Origin of the sequence: Gluconacetobacter asukensis (assembly GCF_014174375.1) — a bacterium.
Lineage (GTDB): Bacteria > Pseudomonadota > Alphaproteobacteria > Acetobacterales > Acetobacteraceae > Gluconacetobacter > Gluconacetobacter asukensis.
The window spans coordinates 58047-80701 of the sequence record NZ_JABEQE010000003.1; the positions used below are offsets into that span (position 1 = coordinate 58047).

23 protein-coding genes and 1 tRNA gene are annotated in these 22655 nt (G+C 62.4%); 8 read left to right on the top strand and 16 right to left on the bottom strand.

What is annotated here, in order from left to right; translation table 11 throughout:
• Positions 1–25: 25 nt before the first annotated feature.
• The 16 genes from HLH35_RS04575 to HLH35_RS04650 form a co-directional block, all read right to left on the bottom strand.
• A complete protein-coding gene (locus HLH35_RS04575; RefSeq protein ID WP_182978028.1) occupies positions 26–1063 on the bottom strand; it encodes a chemotaxis-specific protein-glutamate methyltransferase CheB in 1038 nt (345 codons plus the stop codon).
• 3 nt (positions 1064–1066) lie between these two features.
• The gene (locus HLH35_RS04580; protein ID WP_182978029.1) at positions 1067–1909 is read right to left on the bottom strand and encodes a CheR family methyltransferase; all 843 of its coding nucleotides are present in this window, start codon (positions 1907–1909) and stop codon (positions 1067–1069) included.
• Entirely contained in the window at positions 1906–2376 is a 471-nt protein-coding gene (locus HLH35_RS04585; protein WP_182978030.1) for a chemotaxis protein CheW, read from the bottom strand. Before HLH35_RS04585 ends, HLH35_RS04580 begins: the two co-directional genes overlap by 4 nt.
• A gap of 41 nt (positions 2377–2417) precedes the next feature.
• Positions 2418–4700: a chemotaxis protein CheA gene (locus HLH35_RS04590; protein WP_246384848.1), complete on the bottom strand. Its 2283-nt coding sequence runs from the start codon at positions 4698–4700 to the stop codon at positions 2418–2420.
• Positions 4701–4728: 28 nt separating this feature from the next.
• Positions 4729–5112, bottom strand: a complete 384-nt coding sequence (locus tag HLH35_RS04595; protein ID WP_182964280.1) for a response regulator — start codon at positions 5110–5112, stop codon at positions 4729–4731.
• Positions 5109–5408 carry an STAS domain-containing protein gene (locus tag HLH35_RS04600; protein WP_182978032.1) on the bottom strand — a complete coding sequence of 100 codons (300 nt, stop codon included), beginning with the start codon at positions 5406–5408 and terminating at the stop codon, positions 5109–5111. Before HLH35_RS04600 ends, HLH35_RS04595 begins: the two co-directional genes overlap by 4 nt.
• A complete protein-coding gene (locus tag HLH35_RS04605) occupies positions 5408–6910 on the bottom strand; it encodes a methyl-accepting chemotaxis protein (protein ID WP_182978033.1) in 1503 nt (500 codons plus the stop codon). Before HLH35_RS04605 ends, HLH35_RS04600 begins: the two co-directional genes overlap by 1 nt.
• Positions 6911–7509: 599 nt before the next feature.
• A complete protein-coding gene (fliP, locus tag HLH35_RS04610) occupies positions 7510–8244 on the bottom strand; it encodes a flagellar type III secretion system pore protein FliP (protein ID WP_338029298.1) in 735 nt (244 codons plus the stop codon).
• A gap of 186 nt (positions 8245–8430) precedes the next feature.
• Positions 8431–8802: a hypothetical protein gene (locus HLH35_RS04615; protein ID WP_182978034.1), complete on the bottom strand. Its 372-nt coding sequence runs from the start codon at positions 8800–8802 to the stop codon at positions 8431–8433.
• 12 nt (positions 8803–8814) lie between these two features.
• Entirely contained in the window at positions 8815–9186 is a 372-nt protein-coding gene (gene fliN, locus HLH35_RS04620; protein WP_182978035.1) for a flagellar motor switch protein FliN, read from the bottom strand.
• 17 nt (positions 9187–9203) lie between these two features.
• Positions 9204–9965: a FliH/SctL family protein gene (locus HLH35_RS04625; protein ID WP_338029293.1), complete on the bottom strand. Its 762-nt coding sequence runs from the start codon at positions 9963–9965 to the stop codon at positions 9204–9206.
• Positions 9962–10978, bottom strand: a complete 1017-nt coding sequence (fliG, locus tag HLH35_RS04630; protein ID WP_182978226.1) for a flagellar motor switch protein FliG — start codon at positions 10976–10978, stop codon at positions 9962–9964. Before fliG ends, HLH35_RS04625 begins: the two co-directional genes overlap by 4 nt.
• A 28-nt stretch (positions 10979–11006) precedes the next feature.
• Positions 11007–12656: a flagellar basal-body MS-ring/collar protein FliF gene (fliF, locus tag HLH35_RS04635; RefSeq protein ID WP_182978036.1), complete on the bottom strand. Its 1650-nt coding sequence runs from the start codon at positions 12654–12656 to the stop codon at positions 11007–11009.
• A 291-nt stretch (positions 12657–12947) separates the two neighbouring features.
• Entirely contained in the window at positions 12948–13283 is a 336-nt protein-coding gene (locus tag HLH35_RS04640; RefSeq protein ID WP_182978037.1) for a hypothetical protein, read from the bottom strand.
• Positions 13284–13550: 267 nt separating this feature from the next.
• A complete protein-coding gene (locus HLH35_RS04645) occupies positions 13551–14423 on the bottom strand; it encodes a MotE family protein (RefSeq protein ID WP_246384849.1) in 873 nt (290 codons plus the stop codon).
• A 595-nt stretch (positions 14424–15018) separates the two neighbouring features.
• Positions 15019–15104, bottom strand: a tRNA-Tyr gene (locus HLH35_RS04650).
• Positions 15105–15213: 109 nt separating this feature from the next.
• On the opposite strand from HLH35_RS04650, the gene rlmB reads away from it, so the two are divergent.
• The 8 genes from rlmB to HLH35_RS04690 all read left to right on the top strand — a co-directional run bounded on the left by rlmB (position 15214) and on the right by HLH35_RS04690 (position 22636).
• Positions 15214–16047: a 23S rRNA (guanosine(2251)-2'-O)-methyltransferase RlmB gene (gene rlmB, locus HLH35_RS04655; RefSeq protein ID WP_182978039.1), complete on the top strand. Its 834-nt coding sequence runs from the start codon at positions 15214–15216 to the stop codon at positions 16045–16047.
• Between the two features lie 116 nt (positions 16048–16163).
• Positions 16164–16616 (top strand): hypothetical protein, encoded by a 453-nt coding sequence (locus HLH35_RS04660; RefSeq protein ID WP_182978040.1) that lies wholly within the window; start codon positions 16164–16166, stop codon positions 16614–16616.
• Positions 16600–17031: a GFA family protein gene (locus HLH35_RS04665; protein ID WP_182978041.1), complete on the top strand. Its 432-nt coding sequence runs from the start codon at positions 16600–16602 to the stop codon at positions 17029–17031. Before HLH35_RS04660 ends, HLH35_RS04665 begins: the two co-directional genes overlap by 17 nt.
• Before the next feature lie 24 nt (positions 17032–17055).
• Positions 17056–17442, top strand: a complete 387-nt coding sequence (locus HLH35_RS04670) for a VOC family protein (protein WP_182978042.1) — start codon at positions 17056–17058, stop codon at positions 17440–17442.
• A 135-nt stretch (positions 17443–17577) separates the two neighbouring features.
• Entirely contained in the window at positions 17578–18831 is a 1254-nt protein-coding gene (locus HLH35_RS04675; protein ID WP_182978043.1) for a sarcosine oxidase subunit beta family protein, read from the top strand.
• A gap of 16 nt (positions 18832–18847) precedes the next feature.
• A complete protein-coding gene (locus HLH35_RS04680; RefSeq protein WP_182978044.1) occupies positions 18848–19129 on the top strand; it encodes a sarcosine oxidase subunit delta in 282 nt (93 codons plus the stop codon).
• Complete coding sequence (locus HLH35_RS04685; RefSeq protein ID WP_182978045.1) at positions 19126–22119, top strand: sarcosine oxidase subunit alpha family protein; 2994 nt, start codon at positions 19126–19128, stop codon at positions 22117–22119. The genes HLH35_RS04680 and HLH35_RS04685 overlap by 4 nt, the downstream gene beginning before the upstream one ends.
• Positions 22112–22636, top strand: a complete 525-nt coding sequence (locus tag HLH35_RS04690) for a sarcosine oxidase subunit gamma (RefSeq protein ID WP_182978046.1) — start codon at positions 22112–22114, stop codon at positions 22634–22636. Before HLH35_RS04685 ends, HLH35_RS04690 begins: the two co-directional genes overlap by 8 nt.
• Positions 22637–22655: the final 19 nt, after the last annotated feature.

Consider the following 22655-nt stretch of genomic DNA (forward strand, 5'->3'; position numbering starts at 1 on the left):
GTGGTCGCGCGCTATTCGGCTCGTATTAGCGTATCTGGGCGTTCATGGCGGCAGCACTGATCTGATCAAGAGGGACGATCTGGGAGGCTGCTCCGAGCTCGGCGGCAACCCGCGGCATTCCATAGACGACCGAGGATGCTCTGTCTTGCGCAATTGTCCAGGCTCCGGCCCGGTGCATTGCAAGCAGGCCCTCGGCGCCATCCTGCCCCATGCCGGTCAGGATGATGCCCATGGCATGGTTGCCCGCATATTCCGCGACGGAGTCGAACAGGACATCGACGGATGGACAATGACCATTGACCGGGGCGGCTTTCAGCAATCGTGTCACATATTGGCCGTCGCGCCGTTCCACGGACATGTGGCGGTCGCCTCCGGGTGCAATGCGGACCATGCCGGGCAGCAGGACTTCGCCATTGCGGGCTTCGCTGATGGAGAGGGCCTCGATCTTCTGGTTCAGCCTGTTGGCGAAACTGGCCGTGAACAAGGCCGGCATATGCTGGCAGACGACGATGGGTGGGCTCTGGGGCGGGAAACCTGACAGCACCTGTTCCAGAGCTTCCACCCCGCCCGTCGACGCGCCGATCGCAACCAGTCTGAAATCGTGGGACCAGGCTTTCTGGTGCTGCTGCGCGGAGGCCGGGTCGTTGCGCTGGAATTTCGCGACGGGGGAATGGGCCGCCTGCCGGACGAGGCGGGCCAGGCCGGCAAAGGCGTCGCCGCCGGGCGTTACGGAAGAGGGTTTGGGAAAGCAATCGAACGCGCCCATCTGCAGGGCGGTGATCGCGATATCCGCTCCGCGCGCCGTCAGGCCGGACACCATCACGACGGGAATCGGGCGCAGACGCATGATCTTGTCGAGAAACTGCAGGCCGTTCATGCTCGGCATCTCGACGTCGAGTGTGATGACGTCCGGCTGATCCTTGATGATCAGGTCCCGGGCTTCGATCGGGTTCGCCGCCTCACCGCAGATGACGATATCGGGATGCTGTTCGAAAGAGCGCCGGATCAGGGCCCTTGCCGTTCGTGAATCGTCAACCACGAGAACCTTTATCGGCTTCTCCACGCTTTAATGGTCCTTTCGGTAAATGGTCGGCGCAACCTGTATCAGACCGCACGCGCTTGCACAGGATACGCGCTCGGAATGGCCGACATACAGAAAGCCGCCAGGTTCGAGCTTGTCCGCCAGGCGCTGCCACAGGCGTTCGCGGGTGGCGTCATCGAAATAAATGACGACGTTCCGGCAGAAAATGGCTGAAAAAAACCCCTGGATTGGCCAGGAGGCATTGAGATTGAGGACGCGGAACGCGGGCAGGCGGCGAATAGGGCCGGCAAACCGGTAATCCCCGTCGTCGGACGGCTCCATGAACTGCGATTTCCTGCCGGCGGGAATGGCCTCGACCTCTTCGGCATTGTAGGCGCCTTCGGTGGCCTGGGCGACGACATTGGCGTTGATGTCGGTCGCGAGGATGCGAAAATCGTGCGAGACCGCGTCGGGAAAGGCCGTCATGACGGACATGGCGATGCTCCAGGGCTCCTGACCCGTGGAGCAGGCGGCCGACCACACACGCCCCCGCCTGCCTGCACGAACCTGCGGGGCGAGATGGGGGATCACGACGGATTCGAGATGATCGAAATGGTTCTTTTCCCGGAAAAAACTCGTGACGTTCGTGGTCAGGGCGAAGATCAGGTTCTGCATTTCGCCCTCGCCGGCGGACGACGTCACGAAATCCAGGTAGGCGTGGAACGAACCCTGGCCCCGTTCCCGCACCCGGCGGGAAACGCGCGAATAGACGAGGGCCTTCTTGGTCGTAGGAAGATGGATGCCTGCCTGCTCGCGCGCGATCTGCCGGACTCTCTGGAAATCGGCATCCGTATATTCGGACTCACTGGCCGGCATCAGGTCTTTCATTCGGAAACCGTATCCCCGACCAATTGCGCGACGACGGTGTCCAGGCGCAGGATACCGATCATCCGGTCATCGACCAGCACCAGCCCGGCCAGACAGCTGCCTTCCTCGGACACGGCCTGCACGTCCTTGAGGTCGATATCGGCCATGTCGATGACGCGATCCACCAGCAATCCGCAGACGACGCCGTCCTTCGATTCGACGATGACCGCGACCCGGCGGGGATTATCGGGCTGCGGCGGCACGTTCAGATAGATCGCGAGGTCGATCACCGTCAGGATGATCCCGCGCAGGTTGATGGCCCCGCAGACATAGGGGGGGGCAAAAGGCAGGGTCGTTGTCTTTTCGAACCCACGGATCTCGCGAACGCTGAGGATCGGAATGCAATATTCCTGCACACCAATGGCGAACACGATCATCTTGACGATCTTGGGGTCCGTGGCCCTTTTGAGTTCGATCTGCTCCGTCATCTCGATTCCCTGCTTAAATGTCGATTGCCTGGATGGCGCGGCTAGGCTGCCAGTTCCGGGCGGGTGTTTGATGGCTTGCTGTCGATATGTCCAATGGCGGAGGCCACCAGCGCCGAGACATCGAGAATCAGGGAAACGCTGCCGTCACCGAGAATGGTTGCCGCCGATACGCCGAATATCTGCCGGTAGTTGCTCTCGATGCTCTTGATGACAACCTGGGTCTGGTCGCGGATTTCATCGACAATGAGGGCGGCGCGGGCGCCGGATTCGTTCTCGACGACAAGAATGATCGAGGCATCGAGGGAATCGCGTGACGGTGCGTCGGACAGTTTCAGCGCCGTGGCCAGCGGAATCAGCGGCATGCAGTCGCCGCGGATGGAAATCACGTTGCTGCCGTCGGGCAGGGCGTAAATATCGCTCTGTTTGACGATCATGGTTTCGATGACAGACGAGATCGGAATGACCATGGTCGACCCGCCGGCGGCGATCAGCATGCCATCGAGAATGGCCAGGGTCAGAGGCAGGCTGAAACCGAATATGGTTCCCTTGCCGGGAGTGCTGCTGATCGTGATTCTGCCGCCTAGGCTTTGAATGGCCTGTTTGACGACATCCATGCCGACGCCGCGACCGGAGAGGTTGGAAATCGTTGCTGCCGTCGAAAAGCCCGGCATAAAGATCAGGTTGTTGATCTCGTCATCCGACAGGACCGCATTGGGCGGGATGATGCCCCGTTTGACCGCCGTGTCGAAGACGCGTTGACGGTTGATACCGGCGCCGTCGTCCTTGATGGTGATCAGGATCCGACCCGAACGGTGTTCGGCGGACAGGACGATGTGGCCTTCCGCCGGCTTGCCGGCGGCGATGCGGGCTTCCGTGCTTTCAATGCCATGATCCACGGCGTTCCGCAGCATGTGGGTCAACGGATCGGTCAGCTTTTCGACCAGCGTCCGGTCGACTTCCGTATCCTCGCCCTCGAGCGTCAGTACGATGTCCTTGCCGGTCATGGAACAGGCTTCGCGCACCACACGCTGCATGCGCTGGAAGACGGCGCGGACGGGCTGGGCCCGTACCGCCATGACGGCATCCTGGATATCCCGCGTCAGGGACTGCATGCTGCTGATGCTCTGGACCAGTTCATGCTGTCCCGCGGCATCGGTCCGGCGGGAGAGGGATTCGATCGCTGCCTGCGCGATCACCAGTTCGCCGACCAGATCCATGAGATCGTCGATCCGATGCAGGTCGACGCGAATCGATGCCTGCTCGGGCTTGCGGGCGGCGGCCTGTGCGGCCCCGGTGGCGGGAGGCGGCGTGGTGGTGCTGCCGGGATGGAGATCAAGCGCCGCCGCAACCGGCATGGGGAGGAGTGCTTCAACCGGAGGCGGCAACGCAGGCTCGGGAGCGGGGGGCTCTGCCGTGCGTTCTTCCTCGGGCGGGGGAGCGCCTGCGGCTTCCGTTTCCGCCGGTTCGGCCTGTTCTCCATCCTGTTCCAGGGGGACTTCGTCCTCGGCGGATTCGCGGACGATCGAGAAATCGCAGTCTTCGCTGACCCAGTCGAAGACCGTATTGGCGCTTTCTTCCGAGACCTCGGGCGGCAGGACGATATGCCAGGTGAGGTAGGATTTGTCGGGAACCAGGTCGGCGAGGGGAGGGAGTGCCGACCAGTCGCAGGTGATCTGGATCTCGCCACCGCATTCCCGGGCGATGTCGGCCAGGCCGATCAGAATGTTTCGTGCATCGTCGCCGCGCTCGTACAGCGCGTCATGAGGGTGGAAGGTCACGCGCAGCGCGGCGGCGGCCGGTGCGGGTGTCTCTTCGCCGAAGTCGAAATCAAAGGGAATCGGTTCGAAATCCGCCGCGACGGGTTCGAAATCTATGGGGACAGGGGAAAAATCCACCGGAATGACGTCTTCGGTCGTCGCTGCCGAGGCGCCGCCGTCATGATCCCCTCCGGTGCTGTTGATGGCTGCCAGTTCGGCGTGGCTCTCGGCGACGCGCGCCGGATCGACCGCCGCGCCGCCACGGGCCTCGTTGACCAGATCGCTCAGGACATCCATCGCCTTGAGGAAGGTCTTGACGACGTCGTGGGTTGGCGCGAAACGCCCCGAACGCAGGCCATCGAGAGAATTTTCGAAGACGTGCGAAAACCGCACAAGGTTATCGAGCCCGAAAGACGCTGCCCCGCCCTTGATGGAATGCACGGCGCGAAAGACAGCGTTGACGGTTTCATGCTCGGACTCGCCGTCCGACAAAGCCGAGAGCCCGCGTTCGAGCTCCTGTAGCTGCTCGTCACATTCCTGGAAGAAGATCTGGAGGATATCGTCCATATCGGAACTCATGCCGTCCCCGCTTTTTTCAGGCCGTTACCCGACGGATTGCCGCAACCAGACTGTCGGAGCTGAACGGTTTGATGATCCATCCCGTCGCCCCGGCTGCCCGGGCCCTGGCCTTCTTCTCCGGATCGCTTTCCGTGGTCAGGACGATAATCGGCAGATGCTTGAACGCGGCCATCTTTCGAACGGACTCAATCACGCCGAAACCATCCATGCGCGGCATGTTGATATCCGTAATGATCACGTCGGGAGGGGGGCTGGCGCTTTCCAGGACCTCGATGCCCTCCACACCGTCCCCGCCCTGAATCACATCGTGCCCGGCTTCTTCCAGCGCCTTGCGCAGCATGCCCTGCATGGTTCGGGAATCATCAATCGTCAGAACACGCAAAATCTTTTTTTCCGTCATGCTGAAAGCTCGCTGGAGGAAGTGGAAGGTTCTGACAGGAATTCACTGACCCCGAAAAGGGCGAACGCTTCCCTGACTTTCTCTGACGGCGCGACCAGGGGGCGACCGCTTGCCAGAAGAACCTGAAGGCACAGGCCGCCGATATACGCAACGCCTGAGGCGTCCAGAGCGGAACCCTCCGCCTCGGCCCGCGCGACAAGATGCTTGAGCGCCTCGACCGCCGCAGTGTCCAGGCGTTCTGGCAATGGAACCGGGGCGATGGAGAGCGTGGGGCCCGCTTCGTCTTCAGCGATCATCAGAAATCTTCCCATCCCTGATCGGATGAGGTGGTCAGCAGCGGTGTGGCTGACACGCTGGCATTGGCCGACCGCGGGGGCTTGGACGCCGGCGCCCGTCCCGAGGGAATGGTAAAGGCGCTTTCGTCGAACAGGCTTTCCCGATGATCGTCGCCGACCTTGAACCGGCTGATGGTCTGGGTCAGCGTCCTGGTTTCCGCCGTGAGGTTATGGCTGGCGGCTGTCGTTTCCTCGACCATCGCGGCGTTCTGCTGAGTCACCTGATCCATGTCGCCGATCGATGCGGTGACTTCGGACAGACGCTGGGCCTGATCGCGGGTGGAGACGGAAATCTCTTCAACCCGCGTCGAAATGTTCTGCGTGCTTCCGGCGAACTCGCTCAGGTACCGTCCGGTCTGCTGCACCAGGTCGACGCCCTTGTCGACCTGTTCCGCCGAGACGGAAATCAGGCGCTTGATCTCGCTGGCCGATTTGGCGGATTTTTCGGCAAGGGACCTGACTTCCTGCGCGACCACGGCGAAGCCTCGCCCGGCATCCCCGGCCCGGGCGGCCTCGACGCCTGCGTTCAGGGCCAGCACGTTGGTCTGGAAGGCAATGCCGTCGATAACCGAAATGATCTCGCCGATCGCGTCGGATGATTTCTTGATGCCATCCATGGCCCGCGTCGTCTCGGTCATGATATCGGTGGCCGATTTCACCTTGTCCAGGGATTGTTTCGCTTCGGAGTTGGCCTCGGAGCTGGCTTTGGCTGTGCGCTGGACACCATCGGTAATGGTGCGGACCGAAGCTGCGGCCTGGCCGAGATTGGCGGCCTGCTTCTCCGTTCGTTTCGCCAGATCGTCGGACGCGGTCGAAATCTCGGTGGCGCCGGTCGCGATCAGTTCCGAATTGCTGGCCAGGGCGCGCAGTGCATCGTTCAGGTGCGACGCCGAATTGTTAAACGCGTCGCGCAGGGGGGCGAATTCGCTGTTGAAGATCGTGGAGGTGATCCGGGTCCGCAGATCGCCGCGCGCCATGTCTGCCAGGGCGGAACCGAGGGCGTCGATCACTTCGTGGGTCTGCTTGTCGCGGGCCTGGCTGCGTTCGAGCGATTGCTGAATTTCCGCGGCCATGGCGGCCTGGCGGGCCTGCGCCGCGTTCTGCTCCTGAACGATGCGGGCGAATTCGACCATCACACGGGCCATGCGCCCGGTACCGTCCTGGTTTTCAAGAAACGGTACATTGCCGGAAATTTCGCCACGCCCAAGCCGTTCGCCGAGATCGGTCAGCGTCTCAAGCGGCTCCGTCACTACGCGCGTCAGCATGAACCAGATCAGTTGGACGACGACCGCGCCAAAGGCGAGGGCGCACATGTTCACGAAGAACATGTGCTGGATCGGCTCATGGATGAAATATCCGAGGGCTTCTATAACGATCTGAAGCAACAGATAGGCTTCCAGACCCAGCATCACGGTTCTGATCTTGCTCCGGAACGGTGCGTCCCGATACAGCCAATTCAACATGCTGATCTAACTTTCCTTACACACCTGGCGGGGCGCCGTCATGTGGAGCTACGCGCGTATACGGTCTCGCTTCGATGGCACGCCGGATTCCGATGGTTTTTCACGGCGTCCTCCTGCCCTGCGCGAGGATAATGGGCTGGTGCTTGTTCTCCAAGGCCCTTGGGGGCGCTTGTAAAGAGATGTTTTTATTTGAATGTCGGTCTGTGGCGCACGAGGCAGGATCGTGGCGGGCTTTCCCGGCCGGCCCGCCTGGAGCCGGACGGCAGGACGTGGTCCTTGCATGAGATTGCTCGCCAACTTCGAACGCCTGCATTGCCTGTTGGCCATTCCCGCTTTGTCTGCTGCCGCCGGAACGGGGCATTTCCCGAGGGAAGGGCCAGGGAGAAGGCCTCTTTTACCCTTCAGGTGTTGATATCGGGCATGACGTAAATCAATTAATAAGTCGTTAAATCTTATCGTGAGTGGGGTGCCGCTTCTACCGGCTTCGGGTTCCGGCTACCAGTCGCGGTTGCTATCTTTTTCCGCCTGCTGAACAATCGGATGATGCGGGAACGCGTTCATTCATGCGGCCCCGCCATGTCGGGGCCGTCATGATTCGTTCATCCGCCGAAGCTTCGGACCAGGCCGCCCGCCACCATCTGCCAGCCATCGACCATGACGAAGAAGATGAGCTTGAACGGCAGCGAGATGGTCGCCGGGGGCAGCATCATCATGCCCAGGCTCATCAGCACGCTTGCCGTGACGATATCAATGACGAGAAATGGAAGATAAAGCAGGAAACCCATTTCGAAGCCGCGGCTGAGTTCACCGATCATGAAAGCCGGCATGATGACCCGCCAGGGTGTTTCGGCCGCCGTCTTCGGCGTCGGTAGATTGGCCAGATGCTGGAAGGTCGCGATGTCGGCCGGTCGGGCATTGGCAAGCATGAAGGTGCGAAAGGGTTCGGCCGCCGCCTTCAGACCATCGATCTCGCTGACTTGTCCTTCCATCATGGGGACGATGCCGTGGGTCCAGGACTGTTCAAGGACCGGCTGCATGACAAAGAAGGTGAGGAACATCGCGAGTCCGATGATCACCGTGTTCGGCGGTGTTCCCTGCGCGCCAATGGCGCCACGCAGGAGCGACAGGACAATGATGATGCGTGTGAACGCGGTGACCATCACCAGCAGGCTGGGGGCGAGGGACAGCACGGTGATGAGCGCTGTTAACTGAATGAGGCGACTCGTCGTGCCCGTGTCCCCGAGCCCCTTGCCGAGATCGAGGGTCAGAGCCTGCGCGTGGGCCAGATCCGGAATGACAGCTAGCGTCGCGAAGGCCAGAATGCCGGTGATGATGGCCCCGGAACCGGTAGGACGGCTCGTGAGCAGTCGGACTGTCAACGCGTCATGCTCCCCTGTTCATCTCGATTGCGATGAAGCTCCGAATCCGTATTCTGGGACATTCGGCACGGTTTCATAAGACATTCCCATGGCGGCCCGCCGGTGACCGCGCAGGCTCCCGCGCTTCGAGCTGGCGCGCTATCAGCCGGCATGGATATCCGAAGGCTGGGCGGCCGATGGCAGGACGGGCGGAGGGAGGGCGCCCTGCTCGTCCACCCATCCCAGGAACAGGTCGTTTCCGCCACCGGTCAGAATCAGTCCCGTTTTCCTGTTGTATCGTATGATGCTGAGCCGGCGACGCTGATCGACGGCCAGGCTTTCGACGATCGCCAGAGTGCGGGTCTGGCGCCCTTTCAGCAGATAGGGCTCCAGATATTTCAGGCCGTGGCGGCTGAGGAGAATTAGTGCGATGACGATCGCGAACGACGCAAGATAGGCGAGCCATGGGAACGACCCGATACCATACGCCGGTGATCCCGTCTGGGACGTGGTAAGAAGGCCTGTCCCAGACATATTCCGCCCCTTTCAGCCCTGCGTGGCCGGAGACGAGGAAAGGATTTCCGTCATCGTCACGCCGATATGGTTATCATCGACGACCACGACTTCACCGCGCGCGATCAGCCGGTTGTTCGCATAGATGTCCACCGCTTCGCCCAGTTTCTTGTTCAGTTCCACGACCGCGCCGCGACCCAGCCGCAGTAACTGGCTGACCGGCATCGTTGCCGTGCCGATGACGGCCGTGATTCGGACCGGGATGTCGTAGACGGCCTCCATCTGGCTGGCGCCGACGGTTGTCGCGTCCTTGTCGCCCTGTTCCGGTGCGCTGGCGGCCGGAGACGCCGCCGACGCGCTGGTGGAGAAATCCTCCAGTCCGATATGTCCGCTATCCGAGTTCATGTTTCTCTCCGCCTAGTCTAAGCCTTTGGTGTTGGCTGATCTGCACGCTGTCCGGCCAGTGCCGTGACAGCGGTGATAATTTTTTCCGCAATTGATTTTCGCCACTGTTGCGGATCGATGACAATGTTATTCGCCGCCGAAACGATACTGATGGCGGCGGGTCCGGTATCGGGTACGGTTTCTATACGAATGCGCCCGTCTGTCCCGGCGACCGGTCCCAGAGAATGCGCATCGGCCTCCCGGCAGCGGATTGTGACATCGCCTTCGCATTCCCTGGCGAAGCACGCCGCGTCCGCGACTAGGTCGCGTTCCAGCCCGACAAGCATCGTGCCGTCCAGAGCCAGCAGGCCCCCGACGATCTCCACCACGGCAGAGACGAAGGCTCGGGTAGCGTCCTCGACGACCTGATGCCGCCGGACGTTCTCGGTTTCGAACGCCGCGGCGAGAGATGACAGATGGGATACGAATTCGCTGCGCAGCGCCTCTTCCCTCTCCTTCGCACCTTGCTCGAGGCCTTCGCGGAACGCTGCTTCGCGCAGGGACGCGAGGTCGTCGCAATGCATCGTGACAAGGTTGGGGTCGGGTGTGGGTTCGGCGGCAGGGATTTCGGTTGCCGCGATGCGGTCCGCGTCGAGTCCCGGGGCCGCGCCAAAATCCTCCAGGTCGATCAATGGACGGGGCGCGCGCCTACTGTCGGCCGCCCACGCGGCCTTGGGGCGGGCATCTGCTCTCGCCATGTCAGGCACATCCGACCAGCCGGAGGAAAGTGGAGAGGTCACGGAATGATCTCGTCATTGCCGGCGGTTTCGGTCAGGTCGATTTCACCGGCGTTGGCCAGGTTCTTGATCATGCCGACGATTTCGCCCTGTGCCGTTTCGACATCTTTGACGCGAACGGGGCCTAGCGACGCGATCTCTTCGAGGAGGATGCTACCGGCACGTTTGGACATGCATTGCAGGAAGAGCTTCCGGATGGTGTCGGAGGCGCCCTTCAGGGCCAGCGGCAATTTCTCGCGGTCGATTTCGTTGATGATCCGCATGAGCGAGTCGCGCGGCAGCCGCTTGATGTCTTCGAAGGTGAACATTAGCGCCTTCACTTTCTCCATATCGTCGTGATTGCGCTTGTCCATCGCCTCCATCAGGCGGGTCTCGGTCTTGCGGTCGAAATTGTTGAAGACTTCGGCTAGCAATTCGTAGCTATCCCGCCGGGCCGGCCGGCCGAGGGTCGAGATGAATTCGGAACGCAGCGTGGCTTCGACGCTGTCCAGAACTTCGCGCTGCACCGTCTCCATATGCAGGATCCGCATCATGACATCGGTGGCGTAATCGTCCGGCAGTAATGTCAGGACGCGGGCGGCATGTGCTGGCTGCAGACGGGTCAGGATGACCGCGGCAGTCTGCGGGTATTCGCTGCGCAAGTAGTTGGCTAGTACGGTTTCCTGCACGTTGCCCAGCTTGTCCCACATCGTCCGGCCAGCGGGACCACGGATTTCGTCCATGATCTTTTCGACCTGGTCGGGGGGTAAGGCCCGGCGCAGGAATTCCTCGGTGGTTTCATACGTACCCACCAGTCCGTCCGGCGATTCGAAGTTCTTCGTGAACTCCTGGCAGACACTCTCGACCGTTTCAGCCGTCACGATACCGAGGCTGGCCATCGCAATGGAAATGTCGCGGATTTCATCTTCATGCAGCAGTTTCAGCAGATTCGCTGCCTTGTCGCGTCCGATGGCCAGCATAAGGACTGCGGCTTTCTGCTTGCCGGACAGACGGGGTACAAGGGGTGGGTGCGCCATGAGTCCCGACGTGGCTTCCATCGCGGTTTCACTCACGGTCGCGTCCTTTCTTGATGTCGGGAGCCGACAGCCAGTTGCGGATAATGAAGAGGGTCTCGCGGGGGCTCTGCTCTATACGGTCTGACACTCTCGTCAGCGCGGCCATCCGCAGTTTGCCTTCGATCCCTGCAATGGAGATAGTCTCGTCTTCATCGCCCTTGGCGGCGGCCAAGGCAGGTGCGCCCTGACCCGGAAGGCCGGCAGCGGCGGCCGGCGGCCCGCCCGGCAAAGATTCTAAGTGCGTCGTCGCGAGAAGCGCCGGCAGGTCCTTGCCGCGTCGTAGCATGGGCCGGACCGCCAGGAAGATGGCGCCGACCGCCAGGAGGATGGGAACAACCCATTCGGCCACGTAAAGCATGTTATCGCGGCTGAACAGGCTGGAATTGTCCGCCGCGAAGCCGCCTTCCTGGTCCGACATGAAGCGCATGGAAACGACACTGACTTCGTCGCCACGGCTCTTGTCGTAGCCGACAGCCGTCCTGACCAAGGCTGTCAGCCTGTCGACCTCGGCGGTGTCCAGCGGCTTCCAGATATCGTTGCCGTTCTTGTCCCTGGTGTATGTGCCATCCACCAGAACGGCTAGGCTGATCTTGGAGACTCTTGGTCGAGTCTGGTTTATGATTCGGACCCGCTTGCCGATCTCGTAATTGTCGGTCTCTTCCTCGCGGTCATCGTTGGATCCGGTGCGGTTGTTCTGGTTCGCATTGACATTAGGCAGGTTGTTCGCGACTGAGGTGTTCGGCGTCGCTTCGGTATTGACGCTCTTGTCTGATGTCGTCTGCTGCGATCTCAGGACCTGCTGATTGGGGTCGTAGCTTTCCTCTGTTTCGCGAATTTCGTCGGTATTGATGGTGACGGCCGCCCGCGCGCGGACGTGGCCGCTGCCCAGTGTGGGCACCAGGATCTCTTCGGCGGCCTGTGCAAGGCGCTGTTCTTCTGCGTGGCGGAATTTGTCGAGTGACGCTTCCTGCCCATCCGTGCTGTCCGGATCGCCAGGCTTGGCCAGGACGTCGCCGCGGGTGTCGACGATCGAGATATTCTGCGGACGCAGGCCGGGGACGGCCGCCGCCACCAGGTTCTGGATGGCTTGGATACCGTCCGGCGCGATACGGGCCGCGCGGCCAATATCGAGCACCACGCTTGCCTGGGACGGGCTGGTCTGGGTCGAGAACAGGTCGCGGTGAGGAAGGACGAGGTGGACCCGAACGTTGCGCACCCCCTGGAGGAGACGAATGGATCGTTCAAGTTCGCCTTCCATGGCCCGAGTTTCGTTGATCGTCTGTTCGAACTGCGTACTGGTGAGAGTCGCGCTCTTGTCGAACAGTTCGTATCCGATGCTTCCGCCGCTCGGCAGGCCGTCCTTGGCGAGCAGCAGTCGCGCATTGGCAACCTGATCCTGCGGCACATAGATGCTTGTGCCGTCGTTGCTCGTTCTGGTGGCGATATGGGCTTTGGTCAGGTCGTCGACCATATGGGCGGCTTCATTGAGGTCGACGCCACCATAAAGAAGGGCCATCGACTGGCCGCTGCTCCGGGAGGCAAAGATACCGATTGCCGCAAGGAGGACTGCAGCGGCAGCCCCCATCACCATCAATCGTGTACGCCCCAGCCCCTTAAGGCCGGCCAATAAATTCTGCATAAGGAAACCGCTACGTTGATACAGCGCTGGACCGGGACTTCACGCAATTCCCAGGGAGTTTGATCATTCGAAATCTCTGCAGTTCGCATTGCCATCGCGCTGTCAGGCGCATCAAGGCGATCCGGAAGTACTGTGTCGCCATCATAGCGCAGCCGGTCTTCTCAGGAAGGGAGAAACGCCAATTCATGACGAAAATGCCCAAAAACCAGATTTCATCATGAGACGACAGGCAGATGGGGCGCCTGTCGCGCGGGGGCGCGTGTTCCGAAACTTAGGTTCTGTTTCACTGTGTCAGGGAAGATAGTCGTTGGTCGGCGGGGCCTGTTTGACATCCATGTTCAGTCGGTCTGCATTCTGGTCTTGAGTCAGGCCGGTGGGTCCTTGGGCTACCTGCCGCGCGACATTTGGCATTTGTTCCGGACGGCCCCAGCAATCTACGCCATTCCAGCTTTGCGTACAGTATGGCTGTGGAACGGGTGGTCTTGCCGGCGGTGCGCACCAATCCTCGCCTTCCTGAATATAGCCGGCATTGCACTCACGGCCCGCGAGATGCTGGGTGACGGTGTCGGCGGAGCAGCCCGCGAGAAGTGCGGTCATCAGAACCATCGCCCCGCGCTTGATTGTCATGACTGCTAGTTCCTGCTCTTCAGTAACACTGCGTTCCGGTCGCGTGGCGCCTGGCCGATCCAGAATACAGCATGGATGAATGACGCGGAATATGCCCGTGCACGTGCGCCTTCACAACTGGCGGCGTCATTTTTCCCGTGCAAAACATTCGCAAGGAAGACAACCCCTTTCGCGAAATTCTTGAAAGTAATGCATTCTGGGCTTCAGCTATGATTATTTCCAATCTGGATGAGCCGTTAGGGATACGCCTAGTCGCGCAGGAAGCGGTCACTGGCGCGACAATTTCAGTGCGTCCTGGTCGGATTCGGATTGCTTCTGGTCGGCTTTGGATTTGGACCACCAGGTCAATGTCCCCGAATCCACGGGCTGTCCGGTCGTGCCGTCGAAGGATGTGCGAAGGGGGCGGAATGTCCTGACCCCCGCCATGTATTGCGAAACGATATTGACCCGCTCGGGCATCATGTACCCCATGATGGCCGATATCTTGCGGGGGGCCATCTTGTTGGCCACGGAAACGAGGACGTGGATGTCCATGATGTTGAAGACTGCGGCGGCCTCCTTGGGAGGCATTTCCTCATAGATCCGTACCAGCCTGTCTGTCTCGGCCGACATCGTTTCGCGATGCGCGGCCTGCCGTTCGGCCAGCGCGGCTATCGAGCTATCCAGGCTCCGCATCTTTTCGTTGAGTGCCGCCTGGGCGGCGTCGAGGATGTGTTTCTGCTCTTCCAAGTTTTTCTGTTCATTCTCGAAGGTCGACTGTCTCGCCAGGATATTCTGGACCAGATCCGTTTCCACCCTGTCGACTTCGGGATCGGCGCCCTGTTTAGGCGTTACTGTCGCCACCGCTGCCTTCGCCACATCGGGGCAATCGCCGTCCGCGCATGCTTCGGCGCGACGGGCGATGGTTGCCTGCGCGGTTGCGGGGCGCGTCCCCGCATCGCGGTCATCGGAGGGGAGGGCGGAGATCCACCCTTCGGTGGCATTCCTCTCGGCGTTTGGATTGGGGTCTGTGTTTTCTGCGGATCTGCTCTGGCGTGGCTGCGGGACTGTGTCCTGCGTGGGCGGGTCATCGGCCTCTATGGCGTCGCCTTTCAGGTGGCCGGCGAGGGCGTGCATGTTCATCGCCAGCAGCAGAGTCATCAGAATTGACGAAACATGCACAAGCTTCCCGAATGACAGGCGAGGTATCAGCATCTTAACCTGATCGGCTTTCGGATTCGTGTCGATGACATGACGTTGGCCCAAATCGAGAATGCGGGCAATTAACTGGATTTAAACAGACAATTCGGCGCAGATTTTTGCGATCTGTTCGCAACGAGTTCTCGTAAAGTATGTAACTGTCTTGCGTTTCTGCAAGTCATGGGGTCTCCGGAGGCATTGAATGCAACGGACGTTGTAATTCGGAAACCGTAATCACATGTTTTTAATACCGCGCAATAAAAATGCTGGGAATGAAGGTTTCTGTCAAGCCGGACCATGGCCCGACGGCCTATTTTCTCCCGGCCGGGATGAAGTGTGGCCTGTGGAAAGGCAAGGAGCGATGTCAGTATGCATTTCTGGTGTGCGATGCTTCAAGCCGCCAAGTGGCTGTGCGCTTGTGTCGAGTAAGCGGGAGCGTGACTTAAAGGCGCTGCCCGGCTTGGCTCTGTGGCAGATTGTCTGGTTATTGCAGAGGAAGATGGCGTTCTTCTGCATTTATTGTGACAATTCTGTTTACCATCTTTTCTTGAAAGAATGGTGGAAGGGGTTGGATTCGAACCAACGTAGGCGCACGCCAGCGGATTTACAGTCCGCCCCCTTTAGCCACTCGGGCACCCTTCCGTGTTGGAAAGGGTGGTTAAGGCCATCGGCCGGACGTGTCAATGGTCTTGTCGTACGTTCTCTTACGGCATGTCGTGACGGGCGGGACGGTTCGTCCTATATCGAGGAAATGCGCACCCGTCCCCCGCGTCGTCCGGACGCCAGAATCGCTTCTCATTCGACCGATAACCGGGCGGAAACCGCCGGTCGGGAGTCTTTCCGCTCGCCCCGGCGCAGTGGCGGGACCACGCCGCGCGGAACCTACTGGCTGTATGGGCTGCACCCGGCGCTGGCGGCCCTGGCCAATCCGGAGCGGCGAATCCGCCAGATTCTGACGACCGAAGAGGGCGAGGCCGTGTTGCGCCAGCGGTTGGACGCCTCCCTGCCGATGCAGCCCCAGCGGGCCGATCGGGCACGGTTCGAGGCGTTGTGCGGTCGTGATGCCGTGCATCAGGGCATCGCGATTCTGACCGATATCCTGCCGCCCCTGGCGATCGAGGATGCTGTGGAGCGGCCTGGTCCGCTGCTGTTGCTGGACCAGGTGACCGATCCGCGCAATGTCGGGGCGATCCTGCGTTCCGCCGCTGCGTTTGGCGCCGCCGCCGTCGTGATGATGGATCGCAATGCACCCGACGAGACCGGGGCCTTGGCCAAGGCCGCCTCGGGCGCGCTGGATGTCGTGCCGCTGGTGCGCGTGGTGAATCTGGCCCGTACCTTGGATCTACTGAAGGAGCGGAATTTCTGGGTCGTGGGACTGGATGCCGGCGGGGGCGTGCTGGATGGAGGAACGTTCGGACAGCGACGCGCCGCTCTGGTCCTTGGGGCCGAGGGAGACGGGTTGCGGCGCCTGACCCGCGAGCATTGCGACGAGATCGCTGGACTGGCTATGTCGGGCGATATGGAAAGCCTGAATGTCTCGAATGCCGCGGCGGTCGCGCTGTATGAGGTGACCCGCCGACGCTGATGGTGTGGGGAGGCGATTCTAAAATCGCCCTCATGATCCGTGAAATGCGGCCGAGAATGGCTGACGGCAGGGAGGGAATCTGGCACCCTGGACGTGCCCGGTGGAGAGCGTTGCCGATGAGAGCCGCCATTCCTCTTCTGTTCGCTGCATCCCTTATGCTCGCCGGTTGTGTCGAGCGGCGTGCCGATGGGATCGTTGCCAGGTCCGATGTCTTGGCGGGCCCGGCGGCCGATGCCCATTTCGTCCGGGACTTCGCGGTGGCTGCTGGCCAGCCCGGCATAATCAATACATGGTTCATGCTGAATCCCGACTGCTCGGTCGGGGGCCAAATCACGGTGCGGGTGCAGGAGGCGCCGACACATGGCACGGTGACGATCGAACCGGGCGCGTATTATCCCAACTATGCGGTCGGCAGTCAGCGGCGGACCTGCAATCTGCGGCCTCAGCATGGTGTGCGGGCTATCTATCATCCCGCCCCCGGCGCGCTGGGAAAGGATCGCTTCTCCATATTGGTCGTAACGCCGCTGGGACGGTCCTGGACGACCGACATTCATGTCGTCATCCGCTGACGGGAGCGTGGACGCTGGCCGCCCCCTGACCGGAAGCTGTCTGTGCGGCGCGGTCGTCTATCGTCTCGACGGTGCGCCGTTGGATTTCGTGCTGTGTCATTGCGGCCGCTGCCGCAAGACGACGGGGTCGGCTTTCGCCGCCAACCTGATTGCCCATCCGAAGGATATGGTCTGGATCTCCGGCGACCCGGATGGGATCATGCGCTGGGACCTGCCGACGGCCAGCAGCTTTGCCACGGCGATCTGTCGTGCCTGTGGCACGTCGGTTCCGCACGCTACGCGAAACGGGCAGCTGATGATCGTTCCGGCCGGCACGCTGGACGATGACCCTGGTATACGGCCGCGCCGGCAGATCTTCACCGCCTCGCAGGCAGGTTGGTGCGTCGATCTTGAGGATGTGCCCGTGGAGACCTGACCATTGGCAACGGGAGCTTGATTGATGTTCAGCCATGTAACCATCGGTGTTGACGACGTTGCCCGCGCGATCCCGTTCTATGACGCATTTCTGGCCCCGCTGGGCATTACCCGGATCTGGACCGACGAGGACGGTGGCTTTGCCGGCTGGGGCAAGGATGAGGTGGGACCGAAGCTATACCTCACCCGCCCGTTCGATGGCCGGCCGGCGGCCCCGGGCAATGGAGGGATGTGCGCGCTGGTGGCGGACAGCCATGATTCGGTGCGCGCTGCCTGGGAGGCCGCTATGGCTCATGGCGGTAGCGACGAGGGTGCGCCGGGACTGCGCCCCAATTATGGCCCCGATTATTTTGGCGCCTATGTTCGCGATCCGGAGGGCAACAAGCTACACGTCGTCTGTCGCGGCCTCTGACGGGGTGATCCACGCATCGCCATGATGTCGCGAACATGCAAGTGGCGTGTCATTTTTGTAAAAGATTTTGCCGGGTGCGGCTTCCATCATCGCCCACGATCGCGCGTGTCGGTGCGGAGGTGAAGTCAGATCGCCATGCAGAAATTTTCCGCGTTTTCCCTGGCCCGTCAGGCAGTGGGACGTCATCTGGGGTGGCGACCTCAGTGGCGTTCGGTCGCGCCGAAGCCGAGCTATGACATCATCATCGTCGGCGGCGGTGGCCATGGGCTGGGCGCGGCCTATTACCTGGCCAAGCAGCATGGGCTGCGTAACATTGCGGTGGTCGAACGCGGATGGCTGGCGGGCGGCAATACCGCGCGCAATACCACCATCATCCGGTCGAATTACCTGTTCGAGCAGAGTTCGTCCTATTACGAACATGCGCTGAAATTGTGGGAAGGTCTCTCGGAAGAGCTGAACTACAATGTCATGTTCAGCCAGCGCGGCTGCCTGATGGTGGCGCATACGGTTCATGACGTGCAGGTCTTCAAGCGTCATGTCTATGCCAACCGGTTGAACGGCATCGATAATGAATGGCTGACGCCGGAAGAGACCAAGGCGTTCTGTCCGCCGCTGAACATCTCGCCCAACATCCGCTATCCCGTCCTGGGGGCTGCGCTGCAACGCCGCGCCGGTACCGCGAGGCATGATGCGGTGGCCTGGGGGTTCGCGCGGGCGGCCAGCGACCTGGGCGTCGACATCATCGAGAATTGCGAGGTCACGGGCATCGACCGCGACCCGTCGGGCAAGGTGACGGGCGTGCAGACGACGCGGGGACCGATCCGTGCGGGCAAGCTCGGCGTGTCGGCGGCGGGCCATAGTTCGGTAGTGCTGGCGATGGCCGGCATCCGCCTACCCTTGCAGGTCAATCCGTTGCAGGCGCTGGTGTCTGAACCGGTGAAGCCGGCCTTTCCCTGCGTGGTGATGTCCAACACCATTCACGCCTATATCAGCCAGTCCGACAAGGGCGAGATGGTGATCGGTGCCGGCACCGATTCCTATGTGTCGTACACCCAGCGCGGGGGCCTGCACATTCCGGCCCACACGCTGGAGGCGATCTGCGAACTGGTGCCGGATTTCCGCCGGCTGCGGATGCTGCGGTCATGGGGCGGGATCACCGACAACACGCCCGACCGCTCGCCCATTACGGCGAAGACGTCGGTGCCCGGCCTGTATGTGAATTGCGGCTGGGGCACCGGCGGTTTCAAGGCGACGCCCGGGGCGGCGAACCTGTTCGCCTGGACGATCGCACGCGACGAGCCGCACCCGATCAACGCGCCTTTCACCATCGAGCGTTTTCGCGACGGCACCCTTATCGACGAAGCCGCTGCGGCGGCGGTCGCGCACTGAAGCGGCGGAGACTGTCATGCTTCTGATCGACTGTCCCTATTGCGGTCCCCGGGCCGAAATCGAATTCGCCTATGGGGGGGAGGCGCATATCGCTCGCCCCGCCGCCGATGTGTCCGAGGTGGAATGGTCCGCGTTCCTGTATCTGCGCGACAATACCAAGGGTGTTCTGGCCGAGCGCTGGCGCCATTCTCATGGGTGTGGCCGCTTCTTCAACGCGCTGCGCGATACGCGGACCGACCAGTTCCACGCCTTTTATGAAATCGGGACGCCTCGGCCCGATATGGGAGGCGCGGTATGAGCGGCGCTTTCCGGCTGGCCGGTCGCGGTTGCATCGATACCACGCGGCCTGTCGTCTTCCGCTTCGACGGGCAGATGGTCAGGGGGTATGCTGGCGATACAGTGGCTTCCGCCCTGCTGGCAGAGGGCCGGCATCTGATGGGGAGATCCTTCAAATATCACCGGCCGCGCGGCCCGGTTTCCGCCGGGTCGGACGAGCCGAACGCGCTGATCGGCGTTGGCGAGGGGGGGCGGTACACGCCCAATCTGCGCGCGACCCAGGTCGAGATCTATGGCGGGATGGTTGCGGTCAGCCAGAATCGCGCGCCCAGCCTGCGCTTCGATATCGGGGCGTTGAACACGCTGGCGGCGCCGCTGCTGCCGGCCGGGTTCTACTACAAGACCTTCATGTGGCCGCGCGGATTCTGGGACAAGGTTTACGAACCGCTGATCCGCCGTGCCGCCGGGCTGGGCCGCGCGCCCACCGCGCCGGATCCCGACCATTATGCGCTGCATTACGCCCATTGTGACGTACTGGTGGCGGGCGGTGGCCCGGCTGGCCTTGCGGCGGCGCTGGCGGCGGGGCAGGCGGGGGCGCGGGTCATCCTGTGCGATGAGAACGCCGAATGCGGCGGTAGCCTGCTGACCGATACGTACAGCCTCATCGATGGCCTGCCCTGTGGGGAGTGGGTGGTGCGCATTGTCGCCGAACTGCAGCGGCTGCCGAATGTGCAACTGCTGACCCGTTGTTCGGCCTTCAATTACGGCCCGCACAACATGGTGGCGCTGAACCAGCGCCTGACCGACCATCTCGCGATGCCGCCGACCGATATGCCGCGCGAGCGGATTTGGCAGGTGCGGGCGCGCGAGGTGGTGCTGGCGGCGGGCGCGCTTGAACGGGTGCTGGTATTCGAGGGCAACGATCGACCCGGCATCATGCTGGCCAGCGCCGCGCGGACCTATCTGCATCGCTACGGCGTGGCCTGCGGCCGCAAGGCCATAGTGGTGACGGCGGACGATGCCGCCTATCGCGTTGCGCTGGATCTAGCCGAGGCCGGGATGAAAGTCGCGGCGATCGCCGATCTGCGCCCCGCGCCGGGCGGCCCGCTGGTCGAGGCGGCGCGGGCTCGGGGAATCGAGGTTCTGCCGGCCACTACCATTCAGCGTGCCCATGGCCATCTGCGGGTGACGGGAGCCGAACTGGCACCGGTCGGGGCGGATGGCACGGTCGGGAAGGGACGGACGGTCTCGTGTGATCTGGTGCTGATGTCGGGGGGCTTCACGCCCAGCCTGCATCTGCATAGCCAGGCACGCGGGGCCCTGCGTTTCGACGATGCACTGGGTGTCTATCTTCCCGGCGAATCGATCGAGCGCGTGCGGTCGGCCGGGTCTTGCCGGGGTGTCTTCGCTCTGGACGACGTGCTGCGCGATGGGGTTGCGGCCGGGCTGGCGGCGGCGGGTGGCGAGACCGGGCCGGTGTGGACGGTGACGCGCCAGGATGCACCGGGAACGGGGGGCTTCGCGGGCGTGTTGCCGCGCCGTGGCCCCGGCCATCTGGCGCTGGCCTTTGTTGATTTCCAGAACGACGTCACGGCCAAGGATGTGAAGCTCGCGGTGCGGGAAGGTTTCCGCTCCATCGAGCACGTCAAGCGCTACACCACCACCGGCATGGCGACCGACCAGGGCAAGGGCTCCAACGTCAACGCGCTGGCCATTGTCTCCAACGTGCTGGGGCGCAGGCCGGAGGAGATCGGGCTGACGACCTATCGGCCGCCTTATACGCCGGTGACGTTCGGCGCCTTTGCCGGTCATGCGCGCGGCGACCAGTTCGATCCGCTGCGTCTGCCGCCGATGGATGCATGGGCGCGCGCGCAGGGGGCGGTGTTCGAAGATGTCGGGCTGTGGCGCCGCGCGCGCTATTTTCCCCGCGCGGGCGAGGACATGGCGATGGCGGTGGCGCGCGAATGCCGCGCGGTGCGCGCGGTGGCCGGGATCTTCGATGCCTCGACCCTGGGCAAGATCGAGGTGGCGGGGCCGGACGCGGCGGAATTCATGAACCGCTTCTACGTCAATGCGTGGACGAAGCTGGGCGTCGGCAAATGCCGATACGGGTTGGTGTGTCGGGATAGCGGCTTTGTCTATGATGACGGGGTGGTCGGGCGGATTGCCGCCGACCGGTTCCATGTCACCACCACCACCGGCGGGGCGGCGGGCGTGCTGAACATGATGGAGGATTACCTCCAGACCGAGTGGCCCGATCTGGATGTATGGCTGACCTCGATCACCGAGCAATGGGCGGTGATCGCGCTGCAGGGGCCGCGCGCGCGCGACATTCTGGCGCCGCTGGTGGACGGGCTGGATATTTCGGCCGGCGCGATGCCGCACATGGCGCTGCGCGAGGGCACGATTGGCGGCGTGCCGATGCGGCTGTTCCGCGTCAGCTTCACGGGCGAGCTGGGTTACGAGATCAACGTCCCGTCCAGTCAGGCGCAGGCGGTCTGGGACCGGGTCTGGCAGGCCGGTGCCGCATTCGGCCTGACGCCCTATGGTACCGAGGCGATGCATGTGCTGCGCGCCGAGAAGGGGTACCTGATCGTCGGGCAGGAAACCGACGGCACCATGACCCCCGGCGATGTCGGCTGTAGCTGGGCGGTCAGCAAGGTCAAGCCGGATTTTATCGGCAAGCGGGCCCTCGCTCTGCCGGCCCTGAATGCGCCGGACCGGTTGCAGATGGTGGGCGTGCTGACCGATGATCCACGATTGGTGCTGGAAGAAGGCATGCAGCTTGTTCCTGCCGCCGATAGCCCGATGCCGATGTCGGCGGAGGGGCATGTGACCTCGTCCTATTTCAGCCCGGCGCTCGACCGCTCCATTGCGATTGCGATGGTGAAGGGGGGCCGTGGCCGGATGGGCACCAGCCTGTATGCGCCGAGCCTGGATGGCCCGGCGGTCAAGGTCATGCTGGTTGATCCTGTGTTCTACGATCCCGAGGGAGCGCGCCTGAATGGTTGAGATCGCCGAAGGCTGCGCGCTTGCCGGCCTTCCCCCAATGGTCCGGCTGGTGGTGCAGGGCCGCCCGGCGGCGCTGGATGCCGCCGCCGCGTCGCTGGGGTTGGACGCCCCGCCACCGATGCTGCGCGTGGCGTCTGGTGTAGGCGGCTCGGCGCTGCGGCTGGGGCCGTTCGAATTGCTGATCCTGCCTACGTTGGAGGGACGCGCGGGGCTGGACGCGGCCCTGGCTCCGGTGCCGCACAGTCTGGTGGAGGTCAGCGACCGGAATGTCGGCTTTCTGCTGGAAGGTGCGCGGGCTGCTGATATCCTGGCCGGTCTGTGTCCGCTGGATTTCGCCCTGTCGTCCTTTCCGGTCGGGATGGTGACGCGCACATTGCTGGACAAGGCAGGTGCGATGATCTGGCGGACGGACGCACACTCCTTTCATGTCGAAGTCTGGCGGTCATTCGGGCCTTATGTCGAGGCGCAAATGCGCGAGGTAGCGAAGGGCATTTCTTTCTCGCTTCTGACGGTCTGAAAAAAACGGATGACGGAAA

Bases quoted from the DNA above. Each gene is read 5' to 3' on its own strand.
- HLH35_RS04580 (WP_182978029.1), bottom strand. From the start codon at position 1,909: ATGAAAGACCTGATGCCGGCCAGTGAGTCCGAATATACGGATGCCGAT.
- HLH35_RS04585 (WP_182978030.1), bottom strand. From the start codon at position 2,376: ATGACGGAGCAGATCGAACTCAAAAGGGCCACGGACCCCAAGATCGTC.
- HLH35_RS04590 (WP_246384848.1), bottom strand. From the start codon at position 4,700: ATGGACGATATCCTCCAGATCTTCTTCCAGGAATGTGACGAGCAGCTA.
- HLH35_RS04595 (WP_182964280.1), bottom strand. From the start codon at position 5,112: ATGACGGAAAAAAAGATTTTGCGTGTTCTGACGATTGATGATTCCCGA.
- HLH35_RS04600 (WP_182978032.1), bottom strand. From the start codon at position 5,408: ATGATCGCTGAAGACGAAGCGGGCCCCACGCTCTCCATCGCCCCGGTT.
- HLH35_RS04605 (WP_182978033.1), bottom strand. From the start codon at position 6,910: ATGTTGAATTGGCTGTATCGGGACGCACCGTTCCGGAGCAAGATCAGA.
- HLH35_RS04615 (WP_182978034.1), bottom strand. From the start codon at position 8,802: ATGTCTGGGACAGGCCTTCTTACCACGTCCCAGACGGGATCACCGGCG.
- fliN (WP_182978035.1), bottom strand. From the start codon at position 9,186: ATGAACTCGGATAGCGGACATATCGGACTGGAGGATTTCTCCACCAGC.
- fliG (WP_182978226.1), bottom strand. From the start codon at position 10,978: ATGGCGCACCCACCCCTTGTACCCCGTCTGTCCGGCAAGCAGAAAGCC.
- fliF (WP_182978036.1), bottom strand. From the start codon at position 12,656: ATGCAGAATTTATTGGCCGGCCTTAAGGGGCTGGGGCGTACACGATTG.
- HLH35_RS04640 (WP_182978037.1), bottom strand. From the start codon at position 13,283: ATGACAATCAAGCGCGGGGCGATGGTTCTGATGACCGCACTTCTCGCG.
- HLH35_RS04645 (WP_246384849.1), bottom strand. From the start codon at position 14,423: ATGACTCTGCTGCTGGCGATGAACATGCACGCCCTCGCCGGCCACCTG.
- rlmB (WP_182978039.1), top strand. From the start codon at position 15,214: ATGCGCACCCGTCCCCCGCGTCGTCCGGACGCCAGAATCGCTTCTCAT.
- HLH35_RS04660 (WP_182978040.1), top strand. From the start codon at position 16,164: ATGAGAGCCGCCATTCCTCTTCTGTTCGCTGCATCCCTTATGCTCGCC.
- HLH35_RS04665 (WP_182978041.1), top strand. From the start codon at position 16,600: ATGTCGTCATCCGCTGACGGGAGCGTGGACGCTGGCCGCCCCCTGACC.
- HLH35_RS04670 (WP_182978042.1), top strand. From the start codon at position 17,056: ATGTTCAGCCATGTAACCATCGGTGTTGACGACGTTGCCCGCGCGATC.
- HLH35_RS04675 (WP_182978043.1), top strand. From the start codon at position 17,578: ATGCAGAAATTTTCCGCGTTTTCCCTGGCCCGTCAGGCAGTGGGACGT.
- HLH35_RS04680 (WP_182978044.1), top strand. From the start codon at position 18,848: ATGCTTCTGATCGACTGTCCCTATTGCGGTCCCCGGGCCGAAATCGAA.
- HLH35_RS04685 (WP_182978045.1), top strand. From the start codon at position 19,126: ATGAGCGGCGCTTTCCGGCTGGCCGGTCGCGGTTGCATCGATACCACG.
- HLH35_RS04690 (WP_182978046.1), top strand. From the start codon at position 22,112: ATGGTTGAGATCGCCGAAGGCTGCGCGCTTGCCGGCCTTCCCCCAATG.